We start from the raw sequence: 11909 nt of genomic DNA, 5'->3' as shown, positions 1-11909 counted from the left end.
ATTTAAAAAGATTAGTCGTATTGTGAGTAGATAAATTAATACTAAAGATGGAAATTTTAAAATAGACTGTAAATTTTGAATAAAAAATATGGATAAAGTAAATTTAATAAGGAGAGCAGATCGCTCTCCGATGGATTATTTATCTCTTAAGCCAAGCTCAGAGATTAGTTTTGAATATGTAGTGTAGTCTTTGTTTTTAAGATACTTTAAAAGTCTTTTTCTTTGACCAACTAGTTTTAAAAGACCTAAACGTGATGAAAAGTCTTTTTTGAAAATTTTAAGGTGTTCTGTAAGTTCAGTTATTCTAGCTGTTAAAAGAGCTATTTGAACTTCTGGAGAGCCTGTATCTCCCTCTTTTCTAGCGAATTTCGCAACTATTTGAGCTTTTTTAGCCGAATCCAAAGCCATAATGACCTCCTGATTGGTGAATTTTGAAAGAGCGATTATAGCATTTAAAACATAAAGTTAGATAAAACTACGCTTTTTAAAAATTAATGAAAAATGCAGTAAAAATTTTATAAAATTAGGGCTATTTAAAGACCTAAGGAAGATAAATGCTTTTTACAAAGGCAAGCGAATATGCTCTACTTTCACTTATTTTAATATCTCAAAAATCATCTCCAGTTGATGTTGATACGATCTCTAATGAACTTAAAATTTCAAAAAGCTTTTTAGCCAAAATTTTACAAAATCTTGCAAAAGATGGAATTTTAAAGTCGTTTAAAGGGGCAAATGGCGGTTTCGCGCTAAATAACGAACCTGAAAATTTAAGCATAAAAAAGATAATAGAGTGCGCTGAAAAACGTGAACTTAACGTCTTTGAGTGCTCATCTTCTGCAGATGGCTGCCCGTCAAATAAAGCCTCAAGCTGTCAAATTTGGTCGATGTTTAGCGGTCTTCAAAGCAAGATCGACGAGATGCTTGATGCGATCAAGCTAAGTGACATCGTTAAGAAGTAGAATTGGCAAAGCAAAAAAATAATATCTTAACTCTTGTTGCACCGTTTATTGCGCCAATTGTTAAGTTTAAAAGTCTTAGTATCGTTGGTATCATTGTTGCCATCCTTGCTATCATCATTGTACCGCTTCCAAGCGCGGTGCTTGACTTTTTCCTGGCACTTTCGATCTCGATTTCTGTGCTTATAATCTTAATTTCGATTTATGTGCCAAAACCAACCGATCTTAGTACATTTCCGACACTAATTCTTATCGTTACGCTTTTTCGCCTCTCGCTAAATATCGCAACCACGCGTATGATCTTAAGCGAAGGTCACAACGGTCCAGAAGCGGTCAGTGAGATCATCTCAAGCTTTGGAAATTTTGTCGTTGGTGGCAACTTTGTCATCGGTACTATTGTCTTTTGTATCCTGGTTCTCATAAATTTCATGGTCGTAACAAAGGGCTCAACCCGTGTAAGTGAAGTGCAAGCGCGTTTTACGCTTGATGCGATGCCAGGTAAGCAAATGGCGATAGATGCGGACCTAAACGCAGGTCTAATTGATGAAAAAACAGCACGAGAAAGACGCCAGGCTATCATCGGTGAGGCAAATTTTTACGGTGCCATGGATGGTTCGTCTAAATTTATAAAAGGTGACGCTGTAGCTGGCATCATCATAACTATCATCAACATCATCGGCGGTTTTGCTATCGGCTCGTTTCAACATGACCTTGATATGGCTACATCGGCTCAGTACTATACGATCCTGACTATCGGTGATGGCCTTGTGAGTCAGATCCCAGGACTTATCACTTCAACAGCAACTGCCATCATCATCACAAGGGCTAGCAAAGATGATGAGGACTTTGCAGAGGGTACGCTAAATCAGCTCTTGGGGGACTATAAAACCTTACTAATAGTGGGCTTCATACTATTCATGTTTGCTCTTGTTCCTGGCCTTCCGACATTATCTCTTGGTTTTATTGCATTACTGTTTTTGGGGCTTGGCTACATCATCAAGCAGACCAAAGATGGTGGATTAAATTTAAACCTTGCACCAAAAGATAAAGCTGCTTCTAAAAAGGCTGGAGCAGGTGTGCCTGGCGCTACAGGAGCTGGTGCGACAAGTGGTGCGGCCGCTAAGGCTCCAAAGAAGAGCGACGAAGAGATAGCAAGAGAAGAAGAGACAAAGATAAATGATATCTTGAAGCTTGAAATTTTAGAGCTCGACCTTGGATATGGCCTATTAAAATTAGCCGATGTGGATCTTATCGAGAGAATTCGCGCTATGAGGCGAAATATCGCTTCAAGCCTTGGCTTTTTGATGCCGAAGATAAGAATTCGCGACAACCTTCAGCTCCCACCAAATGAGTATCGTTTTAAGTTAAAAGGTATCATCATCGGACAGGGCGAAATTTATGCGGATAAATTTCTAGCGATGGATAGCGGTCTTGTGAGTGAGGATATCGAGGGAATTCCAACAAAAGAGCCAGCTTTTGGACTAGATGCACTTTGGATCGATGCTAGTGTGAAAGAGGATGCAATTCTTAGTGGTTACACGATAGTTGATCCTGCAAGCGTCATATCAACGCATATGAGCGAGCTTATAAAACAAAACGCAGCTGAGCTTCTAACTCGCCAAGAGACGCAAAATTTGCTCGACAAACTAAAGATCGACTACCCAGTTGTGGTAGAGGATACGCTCAGGATCGCACCTATAAATTTGATCCAAAAGGTCTTAAAAACTCTGCTTAAAGATAATATCCCAATCAAAGACCTGCTTAGCATACTTGAAGCTATCAGTGATATCGCCGAGGTTAGTAAAAATTTAGACATGATCATCGAGCACGTGCGTGCAGCGCTTTCACGCGTCATCACCTCGCTTTATGTCGATGAAAAGGGGCAACTAAACTTTTACATCCTAGACAGTGCGGTCCAGCAAAAGCTCATGGACGCGGTGCAATACAAAGACGGCGCATATCACCTGATGATAAATGTAGCTCAGACATCGTCTATCGTGCAGGCTCTAAGGCGTGAAAAAGAGAAGCGTCCGATGAGCCAGCACGGTGAAATGGTGCTTTGCGTGGAGCCAAGTCTAAGAAAATTTATAGCAAATATCTGTGCAAATTTTGCCATCGACATAGTGGTGCTAAGTTTTGCTGAGATCTCTGCAAATACGCCATTTGAAACAGTTGGCGTCATAGAAATAGAAAATATATAAAGGAAAAAGATGAAAATTTATCACCTCTCACACACCGATCTTGACGGATACGGTGCTCAGTACATAACAAATTTTTATTTCAAAGATGTGAAATTTTTAAACTCAAATTATGGCAGAGAGATAGATGATAAATTTGCTCAAATTTTAGCTGAGATAGATGCCTCAAACGATGATAAAAACATCATTTTTATTACTGATCTAAATTTAACTCTAGCCCAGTGCGAGAGCTTTACTGAGATGATAGAGGGTAAAAATATAAAGCTATTTTTGCTTGATCATCACCAAAGCGGTGCAGAGTGTGCAAGCGCCTATCCGTGGTATTTTTTGGATAGTTCAAGGTGTGCTACAAAGATCACTTACGACTTTTTTGTAGGAATTTTTGGCAAAAATAAAGAGCTTGAAATTTTTAGTGACGTCGTAAATGCCGTGGATATTTGGCTAAAGGATGATAAAAATTTCGAGATGGGCAAGGTCTGTTTGGGACTTGTTGCAAACGCTAAAGAGATAAACAAGGTGATGTTTGAGCAAGAAAATAACCTATATATGGATCACGTCCTAAAAGAAGCGAGTAAATTTTTTAACGAAAAAAATGATTACATCGGGCTTGATATGCAGATACACGCTATTAAGAAGTCATTTTTTAAAGAGGATAAAGACGATACGTTAAGTAATCTTATCTCAAGCTACGTAGTGAAAAAACTTAGTGAAAATAAAGAGAAATTTAGCATAAACTATAAAGATCATAAAGGTATTTTAACCTACAATATCGGAAATGTTTCGGTTATCGGCAACGACTTTTTGGTAGCAAATCCTGAATTTGACTTCTTTATCGATGTGACAAATAAAAAAACGCTAAGTTTTCGTGCAAATGGCAAGCTTGACGTTAGTGCCATGGCAAAGCACCTAGTTGGCGGCGGTGGGCATGTTAATGCAAGTGGTGGGCTATTTACAAATTTTAAAGATGGCTTTAGCTATGAGCCGATTAAAGCCCAGATAATCGATCTAATAACCAAAAAAACACAGGAGGATATATGAAAGAAGAAGAGGTAAGCGTAGAAGAACTTAGCTACGAGCTTAGTATGGTGCTTGAAGCGATGTTCTACTATGCTGGGGTAAAAAAAGACAAACTTGAAGAGGCAGTAAATCTTTATGTCGAGTGCATCGATGATGCGTTAGAAAATTCTGATGCTAGCGGAAGCGATGAGGTCATAGAGATAGTTGAGTATATGAAAAAACATCATTCAAAATTATTTAAATAAGGAGAAAATATGAAGAAAATTTTAGTTTTAGCGGCGGCACTTTTTGCACTAAATGGGTTTGCAAATGAAAATTTAGACAAAGCAAACGAGCTTTATGCAAAGAAAAATTTCAATGAAGCTTATCTTTATTTTAATAAGGCTTGCGGCGAGGGTATCAAAAAAGCTTGCACTATGAATGCGATCATGCTATTTAACGGAGACGGTGTAGCAAAAGATAGAGTTCAGGCTGAGAAAATTTTTACAAAAATGTGCGACGAAAATGAGGGCATGGCTTGCGAAAAGCTAGGCGAAATGATCGCTTATGGCCTTGTAAAAGATAAAGACGCAAACGAAGCAAAAAACGAAGAAAAAGCAAAGGCTTTGTTTAAAAAAGCTTGTGATAACGGCTACCAACCAGCTTGCGACTTCGTAGCAAAATAAATTTAAGAGGCTTAAAATGGGCTACAAACATAAAGATTTGATAGGAACTAGAGAGCTTAGCAAGGAAGAAATTTTATATTTTTTAGAGGCGGCGAAAGAGTTTAAGGAGCTAAATTTAAGCCAAGTGAAAAAAAATGACTATCTTCGTGGAAAGACCACGATCAACGCATTTTATGAAAACTCGACAAGAACAAGGACTTCTTTTGAGATCGCAGCAAAGAGGCTTGGGGCTGATACGATAAATTTCAGTTCATCAAGCTCTAGCGTGACAAAGGGCGAGAGCCTAAATGACACGATGAATAACATGGCTGCTATGAGAACTGACATCATCGTGCTTCGTCACCCAAGCTCTGGGGCGGCGAAATTTGCAGCTGACAGGACAGAAGCTAGCGTCGTAAACGCAGGGGACGGCACAAATGAGCACCCAAGTCAAGCTCTGCTTGATCTTTTTACACTAAGAGAGCATGGCAAAATTTTGGATAAAAATCTAAACGTGGCGATCATCGGCGACATCGCTAGAAGCCGCGTGGCAAGGTCAGACATCTGGGCGATGAAGAAATTTGGCATAAATTTAAAGCTCTTTGCACCAAGGATGATGATGCCAAAAGATGCTGAGGTCTTTGAGTCTCAAATTTGCAAAAATATGGAAGAGGCTTGCGAGGGCAGCGACGTTATCATCATGCTTCGCATCCAGCTAGAGCGTGGCGGTGCTGACGTGGCGTTTCCAAGCTCGAGGGAGTACTCAAAATTCTTTGGACTAAATAAAAATAGGATAAAGCTAGCAAAACCTGATGCGATCGTGCTGCACCCAGGACCGATAAATAGGGGCGTGGAGTTAAACTCAGACGTGGCTGATGGCACGCACTCAGTCATACTAAATCAAGTTGAAAACGGCGTTGCTATAAGAATGGCGATACTAAATACGCTTGCAAAAAATAGGGGCTAACGATGAAAATAGCAATAATTAACGGCACTATCGTAAATAGCGACGAGAAATTTAAGGCAAATATCCTAATAGAAAACGGCAAAATAGCCAAAATCGGAAGTGAGAAATTTGAGGCAGAGAAGGTTATCGACGCTACAAATAAGCTCGTAATGCCAGGACTTATCGACATGCACGTGCATTTTCGCGATCCTGGTCAAGAGTATAAAGATGACATTATCTCAGGCTCCGAAGCGGCCGTGGCTGGAGGAGTGACCACCTGCCTTTGCATGGCTAACACAAACCCAGTAAATGACAACGCCTCGATCACAAGAGCGATGATAGAAAAGGCTAGAAACTGCGGACTGATCGATCTTTTGCCAATCGCTGCTATCAGCAAAGGGCTTGGTGGCAACGAGATCGTTGAAATGGGCGATCTTATAGAAGCTGGCGCAGTTGCATTTAGTGATGACGGCCTACCAGTGACTAGCTCAAGCGTGATGAGAGCGGCGCTTGAGTACTCAAGCATGTTTAATAGCTTTTGTATAAGCCACTCAGAGGACTGCTCGCTTTGCAGGCAGGGCGTCATGCATGAGGGCAAGGTCTCAGCCATACTTGGACTTCGCGGTATGGCGAGAGAGAAAGAGGAGATCGCAGTGAGCCGTGATATGCTGCTTGCAAAGCTCACCAAAGCGCACATCCACATCGCTCACGTAAGCTCAGAGTACTCGCTAAAGATCATCGAAATGGGCAAAAAAGAGGGCATAAATATCACGTGTGAAGCCACACCTCACCACTTTAGCTTTAGCGACGATGAAATTTTGAAAAATGCCTACGATACAAATTTTAAAATGTCACCGCCGCTTCGTGAGATAAGCGACGTAAAAGCTGTAAGAGAGGCGCTAAAAAGCGGCCTTATAGACGTTATCGCCACTGATCATGCCCCACACCACACAGACGAAAAGATAGTGGAATTTGACAAGGCGCCATTTGGTATCATCGGACTTCAAACCCTTGTGCCACTTACCTTAAAGCTCGTAAATGAGGGCGTTATAAGCTTAGAGCGCATGGTGGAGCTAACTTCTACAAACGCTGCTAAGATGCTAAATTTAAAAGATAAAGGCAGGCTTGCTGAGGGTATGCTAGCTGACATCGCAGTGATAGATCCTGAGATCGAGTATATCTACGACGAAAAGATAAACCGCTCAAAATCGGTAAATTCTCCGCTTTTTGGCAAAAAGCTAAAAGGCGCAGCAACTACCACGATAAAAAGTGGCAAGATCGTCTATGAGTTTGGAAAATAATATAAATTTGCTCTTGCTCGCGAGTAAATCCTAAATCTTCAAAATCCAAAATTTGCTAGAAATTTCTAGCAAATTTTATTTTTTATGAGTTGTATTTTTTAACGATACCGCGAACTACTTTTTCTATAAAAAGCGCAGATTCAACTTCGCAGTGTTCTCTTGTAGAGTGCGGTGAGTATATATTTGGTCCTATCGAACAAGCACTAAGACCCGCTTTTTTCTCTAAAAGTACGCCGCATTCAAGTCCAGCATGCACAGCTGTTATCCTGGCTTCTGGTTTATAAATTTTTAGCTCTTCTAGGATGTCGTTTGCAAATTGATCATTTATAGGTTTCCATGCTGGATTTCTATCTTTTGCAATGACGCTAAAGCCAAGCGCTTTTGCAAGCTCTGAAATTTCAAATTCCATCCTGTTTAGCCCGTCTTTGCTCATTGATCTAGCAAAAAATTCCACTTCAAGTGTGCCATCATCTTTGATCTTTACAAGTGAGAGGTTTACGCTATCTTGTGGTATGCCTAGCTCGCAGTTATAGGCTCTTACGCCTTGTGAAAATGAGTTAATAAGAGCTAAAATTTTCTCGCCATTTTCTAAAATTTCATCCCCCGCGCCAAGCTTTTTCACGCTTAAATTATCGCACTCGCTCTTTAGCTCCTTACCACTTAAAACCAGTGCAGTTGCGCCACTTGGGATAGAGTTGCTTCGCTCGCCACCTTCAAATTTGACAAGCTTACAGCTATTTTTAGTCACAAATGCCGCCAAAATCTTGATCGCATTTGGGATATTTTTATGTATCTCGTTCCCAGAGTGTCCGCCAGGCAGTCCGCTCACTTTTATTTCATAAAGCGTGCTCTCTTTTGTTTTTTTGCTATTAAGTGAGATAGTGGCAAATAAATTTACACCGCCAGCGCAGCCGATAGTGACGCGGTCGTCTTCTTCGCTGTCTAAATTTAAAAGCTTATCGGCTTTGAGATCGCCACTAAAGCCAGTGGCTCCGATCATGCCGACTTCTTCGTTGTTTGTAAAGAGGCACTCAATGTCATCAAATTCGCTTATCATCTGCATCATGATAGCCACGCCGATGCCGTTATCGGCACCTAAAGATGAGTTTTTAGCTCTCATGTAGCCATCATCGCCGTAAACTATTTCGATCTTTGGAGCATCGCCCATGCAGACCATGTCGTAGTGGCTTTGCAAGCAAATTTTTGGCTTGCCTTTAAACGCATGAATGTTGCCAAAGTTGTCGACTGCGACCTCACAGCCCTTATCTTTTGCATAGCTAGCTAGAAAATCACGCATCTTATCAGTCTCATAACTGCAGTGCGGTATCGACGCAAGTGTCTCAAATTTCGTTAGAATTTCACTATTTGACATATTTGCCTCCGTAGATTTATTTTATTTCGCCCTTATAGCCAGTCGCATCGACTGCCTTTAAAAGCTCTTTTTCATCGACCTTGTCATCTGCTATAACAACAGCTTTTCGCTCTTTTAGCGATACATCTGCCTTTTTTACGCCATCAACGCTAAGAGCAGCCTTTCTTACTATTGCCGTGCAAAGCGGACAGTGCATGCTGGGTACGGAAATTTCTATCTTTTTATCAGCGTAGCTTGCAGCCACCAAAAGGGCTAAAACTAAAATTTTACGCATAAATTTCTCCTAAAAGCTCCGGGTATGTGAGAAGTAAAAGCAAAATCACTCCAAAAAGAATATATATAAGTATCCATTTTTTCTTTTTATAGCTTAGGTTGCAGCTTTTTGGCTTGTAAAATAGACCAATTCCTGAAATCACAAAGCAAATGACTGCTATAACGCTTAAAGTGATGCGGTACTCGTATAAATTTTGCGTCCAAGAAAGAAATGAAAAAGAAGTGCCAAAAAGCAAAAAAAGAAGCGCTGGCAAGCAGCACAAGGTAGCGCCGATAGCACTACCTATGGATGTTAGTATCAGCCAAAAGGCTCTCATTTTAGCTCGGTTGAGGCGTAGTTGTAGCTAAATTCTTTTGGCGAATAGTAGTTTTGTGTGTTGCCATCAACTTCAGCGTATGGATAGCCAAAGTTATTTAGCGGAGTTTGCTCTGGAGTTGGCTTTAAGATAAAGTCGCGGCCGTAGTTAAAGCCTATCCAGCACATTTCCCAGTTACCAAAGCAAAAGTCTCTAACAGCTACGATCTTAGCGTCATCATTTGTTAATTTCTCGCCCAGTCTCACCTTTGTGACGTCTGCTGGATCAACAGGTATCCAACCATAGCCTTTTAGATAAAACTCAGCCCTGCAGTGTTGTCCGCCTGAAATTTTAGCTACGCCATCTTTTGCGCTACCCATTTGATCTGAAAATCTAGACTGGCCAACTCTGATACCAAAAATTTCTCTTGCTGGAATGCCAACTGATCTGCAAAGTCCCACAAAAACTGAGTTTATGTCGGTGCATTTGCCAACTAGCTTGCCACTTTCCAGGATCGCTCTAACATCGCCTGTGCCACATCCAAGGATGCTGTTATCGCGCTGCATCGTATTTGCAACCCATGTGTAGATCGCTTTTGCACGTTCCAAGTCACCTTTTAAGTTTCCAACTATATCTAGTGCCTTTGCTCTTACGACGCCGTCAGTTGGGATGTGTGAAGTTGATTTTAAAAATTCCAAAACAGCAGGATCTACCTTCTCGTTTGGATCGTAATTTACCTTGCTAAAGTCAGTGTTGCGCTCTGTTGTTTGGATTTTAAACTGCACATTTAAGATAGGTCTTGGCTCATTTTCTTCAAAATCAGCATACATTGTAGGTATTAGCGTATCTGAAATATAGACGTTTTTAGCGGTTGTGTTTATGACGTAGTCTTGGGTTAGTTGCTGATAAGTGGTGCTTAGTGGGAGTGGTAACCAAATTTTTGAGCTTTTGCCTTTTTCGAGCAGCTGGTGTTTAAAATTTACATCGAAATTTTTGACAACTGGACTTGCTGGCTCATCTTTAGCTAAAGTGACACTTGGAAGCAGACTCGCTGCACCTAAAAAACTACTGAATTTAAAAAAATCTCTTCTTTGCATAAAATGCCTTTTTGCTTAATATTAGCCAAACTTGGCTCTAAAACTGCCTGCTATTCTAGCATAAAATTTTTATTTATGATAAAATCCGCCACATGAAAAAGATTATATTTTTAGGCTTTATAGCGCTATTTTGCAATGGTTGTCTTTATATGAACGAGCGTGGAGTTTCGACTCAATATTATAATGATTGTAAAGAGTATTATGACGCGACTGGCACCTACCAAAAAGAGTGTCCGCACAACATCGTCGACTGGAAATAGCGTGGATCTTAGCAAATTTAACGAGCAGCAAAAGCAAATTTATAATAGGATAGAAAATTTAGCAAATTTTGACTGCGAGCTTGAGCTAAAAGATAGTGTAAATGTGAAATTTAAAAATTTAGACCAAGCTAAAAAAGATGAAATTTTTGATCTCGCCCTTAGCCTAAAGCCTTGGCGAAAAGGGCCATTTTTGCTTGATGATATATATATAGATAGCGAGTGGCAAAGTTTTATTAAATTTAATATTCTAGCTTCCCACCTAAATTTAGCTGGCAAAAGCGTGGCTGATGTGGGTTGCAACAATGGATATTATATGTTTAAGATGCTTGAATACGCCCCAAAAAGCATAACTGGCTTTGATCCTAGCGTGCATACATATTTGCAGTTTGCTTTTTTAAATAAATTTATCCGCTCAAATATCGCTTATGAGCTTCTTGGGGTAGAGAGCTTGCCAGAGTTTGGAGTAAAATTTGACACCATTTTTTGCCTTGGCGTGATATATCACAGAAGCGATCCCATAAAGATGCTAAAAGAGCTAAAAATGGCTTTGAATCCTGGAGGCGAGCTATTTTTAGACACGATGTATATAGATATGGATGGCGACTTTGCGCTAAGTCCAAAGGATAGGTATTCAAAAATTCCAAATATCTACTTTGTACCGACACTCTCGGCACTTCAAAACTGGTGCGAGAGGGCTAAATTTAAGGATTTTACCCTGCTTGATACAAAGGCGACTGATCCAAACGAACAGCGAAAAACGCAGTGGATAGATGGAGAGAGTCTTGGAAATTTCTTAGATCCAGACGATAATACAAAGACCATCGAGGGCTACCCAGCTCCAAAAAGAGCATATGTTAGAGTTAAAATTTAAGGATAAAAATGGCAGAAGAAAATATCTATGATGTAAAAGACGAATCGCAAATAATCTTACCAGAAGATGAAAACCCATTAAGAAATGAGATCAAAACCGCTCCACTTACAAAGCTAAATTTTAGCGGAACGGCATTTTTACTTGAAAAAAATCACGCAAAGACTAGGTTTTTTACTACAGATGATATGGTGTGCGATACTGAGGGGCTTATTCATAGTGGGTTTATTTTTATGGGCGCAAATCATGCCGCGCTTTTAGCCATTAATGAAGAATTTTGCGTTAGTATCGGGGCTAGGATAAATTTCTTTGGACCGCTAAAGCTTGGTGACGTGGTGGAATTTGACGCTCAAGCAAGATTTGAAGAGAGTAGAAAACGGGAAGTAAAAGTGTTTGGATACGTTAAAGATATAAAAATCTTTGAAGGAATATTCCAACTTGTCACACTTGAAGAGCATATCTTCTTGGCTCAACAAAAAAATATCCAAAAAGAAGCTGCTGTAAGGCAAAAAAAAGAGCAAGAAGAAGCTAAGGCTAATAGCTAAAAGTAAGTAAAAATTTTTGATTTTTAATCCCAAATAAAACGAAATTTTAAAAAGACAATCTTTATCTCATTATCCTATTTTGGTAAATAATTGGTAACATTTTTTAAAATTTTAAGGAAAATTAAGCAATAAAATT

General features: G+C 39.9%; 15 protein-coding genes. 10 read left to right on the top strand and 5 right to left on the bottom strand.

Annotated elements, in window-relative coordinates:
- Window positions 1-135: 135 nt before the first annotated feature.
- The gene (gene rpsO / locus CYP43_RS07125) at window positions 136-408 is read right to left on the bottom strand and encodes a 30S ribosomal protein S15 (protein WP_004317763.1); all 273 of its coding nucleotides are present in this window, start codon (window positions 406-408) and stop codon (window positions 136-138) included.
- 146 nt (window positions 409-554) lie between these two features.
- On the opposite strand from rpsO, the gene CYP43_RS07120 reads away from it, so the two are divergent.
- Genes CYP43_RS07120 through CYP43_RS07090 form a run of 7 tightly spaced genes read left to right on the top strand, consistent with a single transcriptional unit; the run spans window position 555 to window position 7062 of the window.
- Window positions 555-959, top strand: a complete 405-nt coding sequence (locus tag CYP43_RS07120; protein ID WP_054196916.1) for an RrF2 family transcriptional regulator — start codon at window positions 555-557, stop codon at window positions 957-959.
- Window positions 960-961: 2 nt separating this feature from the next.
- Complete coding sequence (gene flhA / locus CYP43_RS07115) at window positions 962-3157, top strand: flagellar biosynthesis protein FlhA (protein ID WP_103583032.1); 2196 nt, start codon at window positions 962-964, stop codon at window positions 3155-3157.
- A gap of 9 nt (window positions 3158-3166) precedes the next feature.
- Complete coding sequence (locus CYP43_RS07110; protein WP_103583031.1) at window positions 3167-4192, top strand: DHH family phosphoesterase; 1026 nt, start codon at window positions 3167-3169, stop codon at window positions 4190-4192.
- Window positions 4189-4416 (top strand): hypothetical protein, encoded by a 228-nt coding sequence (locus CYP43_RS07105; protein WP_103583030.1) that lies wholly within the window; start codon window positions 4189-4191, stop codon window positions 4414-4416. Before CYP43_RS07110 ends, CYP43_RS07105 begins: the two co-directional genes overlap by 4 nt.
- A 9-nt stretch (window positions 4417-4425) precedes the next feature.
- Window positions 4426-4836 carry a tetratricopeptide repeat protein gene (locus tag CYP43_RS07100; RefSeq protein WP_103583029.1) on the top strand — a complete coding sequence of 137 codons (411 nt, stop codon included), beginning with the start codon at window positions 4426-4428 and terminating at the stop codon, window positions 4834-4836.
- Between the two features lie 16 nt (window positions 4837-4852).
- Window positions 4853-5782, top strand: coding sequence for an aspartate carbamoyltransferase catalytic subunit (locus CYP43_RS07095; protein WP_002942659.1), 930 nt, complete (start codon window positions 4853-4855; stop codon window positions 5780-5782).
- 2 nt (window positions 5783-5784) lie between these two features.
- Window positions 5785-7062, top strand: a complete 1278-nt coding sequence (locus tag CYP43_RS07090; protein ID WP_103583028.1) for a dihydroorotase — start codon at window positions 5785-5787, stop codon at window positions 7060-7062.
- Between the two features lie 82 nt (window positions 7063-7144).
- Here CYP43_RS07090 and CYP43_RS07085 read toward each other — a convergent pair whose 3' ends face one another.
- From CYP43_RS07085 to CYP43_RS07070, 4 genes are read right to left on the bottom strand one after another with little or no spacing between them, the layout of a single operon-like run.
- Complete coding sequence (locus CYP43_RS07085) at window positions 7145-8434, bottom strand: M28 family peptidase (protein ID WP_103583027.1); 1290 nt, start codon at window positions 8432-8434, stop codon at window positions 7145-7147.
- Between the two features lie 16 nt (window positions 8435-8450).
- Window positions 8451-8708: a heavy-metal-associated domain-containing protein gene (locus CYP43_RS07080; protein ID WP_054196909.1), complete on the bottom strand. Its 258-nt coding sequence runs from the start codon at window positions 8706-8708 to the stop codon at window positions 8451-8453.
- Window positions 8701-9024 (bottom strand): aryl sulfotransferase, encoded by a 324-nt coding sequence (locus tag CYP43_RS07075; RefSeq protein WP_103583026.1) that lies wholly within the window; start codon window positions 9022-9024, stop codon window positions 8701-8703. The genes CYP43_RS07080 and CYP43_RS07075 overlap by 8 nt, the downstream gene beginning before the upstream one ends.
- Entirely contained in the window at window positions 9021-10100 is a 1080-nt protein-coding gene (locus tag CYP43_RS07070; RefSeq protein WP_103583025.1) for a transglutaminase-like domain-containing protein, read from the bottom strand. The genes CYP43_RS07075 and CYP43_RS07070 overlap by 4 nt, the downstream gene beginning before the upstream one ends.
- 92 nt (window positions 10101-10192) lie before the next feature.
- Between CYP43_RS07070 and CYP43_RS09530 the strand changes: the two genes are divergently transcribed.
- From CYP43_RS09530 to CYP43_RS07060, 3 genes are read left to right on the top strand one after another with little or no spacing between them, the layout of a single operon-like run.
- Window positions 10193-10360: a hypothetical protein gene (locus CYP43_RS09530; protein ID WP_002942642.1), complete on the top strand. Its 168-nt coding sequence runs from the start codon at window positions 10193-10195 to the stop codon at window positions 10358-10360.
- A gap of 1 nt (window position 10361) precedes the next feature.
- Complete coding sequence (cmoB, locus tag CYP43_RS07065) at window positions 10362-11231, top strand: tRNA 5-methoxyuridine(34)/uridine 5-oxyacetic acid(34) synthase CmoB (RefSeq protein WP_258032185.1); 870 nt, start codon at window positions 10362-10364, stop codon at window positions 11229-11231.
- 8 nt (window positions 11232-11239) lie between these two features.
- The gene (locus tag CYP43_RS07060; protein ID WP_103583023.1) at window positions 11240-11773 is read left to right on the top strand and encodes a thioesterase; all 534 of its coding nucleotides are present in this window, start codon (window positions 11240-11242) and stop codon (window positions 11771-11773) included.
- Window positions 11774-11909 lie beyond the last annotated feature (136 nt).

It is taken from the genome of Campylobacter concisus (genome assembly GCF_002913045.1).
Lineage (GTDB): Bacteria > Campylobacterota > Campylobacteria > Campylobacterales > Campylobacteraceae > Campylobacter_A > Campylobacter_A concisus_AP.
This window is presented reverse-complemented; position numbering and strand designations above follow the sequence as displayed.

What these genes read in the sequence shown, in the direction of transcription:
- rpsO (WP_004317763.1), bottom strand. Translation starts at nt 408, where the DNA reads ATGGCTTTGGATTCGGCTAAAAAAGCTCAAATAGTTGCGAAATTCGCT.
- CYP43_RS07120 (WP_054196916.1), top strand. Translation starts at nt 555, where the DNA reads ATGCTTTTTACAAAGGCAAGCGAATATGCTCTACTTTCACTTATTTTA.
- CYP43_RS07110 (WP_103583031.1), top strand. Translation starts at nt 3,167, where the DNA reads ATGAAAATTTATCACCTCTCACACACCGATCTTGACGGATACGGTGCT.
- CYP43_RS07105 (WP_103583030.1), top strand. Translation starts at nt 4,189, where the DNA reads ATGAAAGAAGAAGAGGTAAGCGTAGAAGAACTTAGCTACGAGCTTAGT.
- CYP43_RS07100 (WP_103583029.1), top strand. Translation starts at nt 4,426, where the DNA reads ATGAAGAAAATTTTAGTTTTAGCGGCGGCACTTTTTGCACTAAATGGG.
- CYP43_RS07095 (WP_002942659.1), top strand. Translation starts at nt 4,853, where the DNA reads ATGGGCTACAAACATAAAGATTTGATAGGAACTAGAGAGCTTAGCAAG.
- CYP43_RS07090 (WP_103583028.1), top strand. Translation starts at nt 5,785, where the DNA reads ATGAAAATAGCAATAATTAACGGCACTATCGTAAATAGCGACGAGAAA.
- CYP43_RS07085 (WP_103583027.1), bottom strand. Translation starts at nt 8,434, where the DNA reads ATGTCAAATAGTGAAATTCTAACGAAATTTGAGACACTTGCGTCGATA.
- CYP43_RS07080 (WP_054196909.1), bottom strand. Translation starts at nt 8,708, where the DNA reads ATGCGTAAAATTTTAGTTTTAGCCCTTTTGGTGGCTGCAAGCTACGCT.
- CYP43_RS07075 (WP_103583026.1), bottom strand. Translation starts at nt 9,024, where the DNA reads ATGAGAGCCTTTTGGCTGATACTAACATCCATAGGTAGTGCTATCGGC.
- CYP43_RS07070 (WP_103583025.1), bottom strand. Translation starts at nt 10,100, where the DNA reads ATGCAAAGAAGAGATTTTTTTAAATTCAGTAGTTTTTTAGGTGCAGCG.
- CYP43_RS09530 (WP_002942642.1), top strand. Translation starts at nt 10,193, where the DNA reads ATGAAAAAGATTATATTTTTAGGCTTTATAGCGCTATTTTGCAATGGT.
- CYP43_RS07060 (WP_103583023.1), top strand. Translation starts at nt 11,240, where the DNA reads ATGGCAGAAGAAAATATCTATGATGTAAAAGACGAATCGCAAATAATC.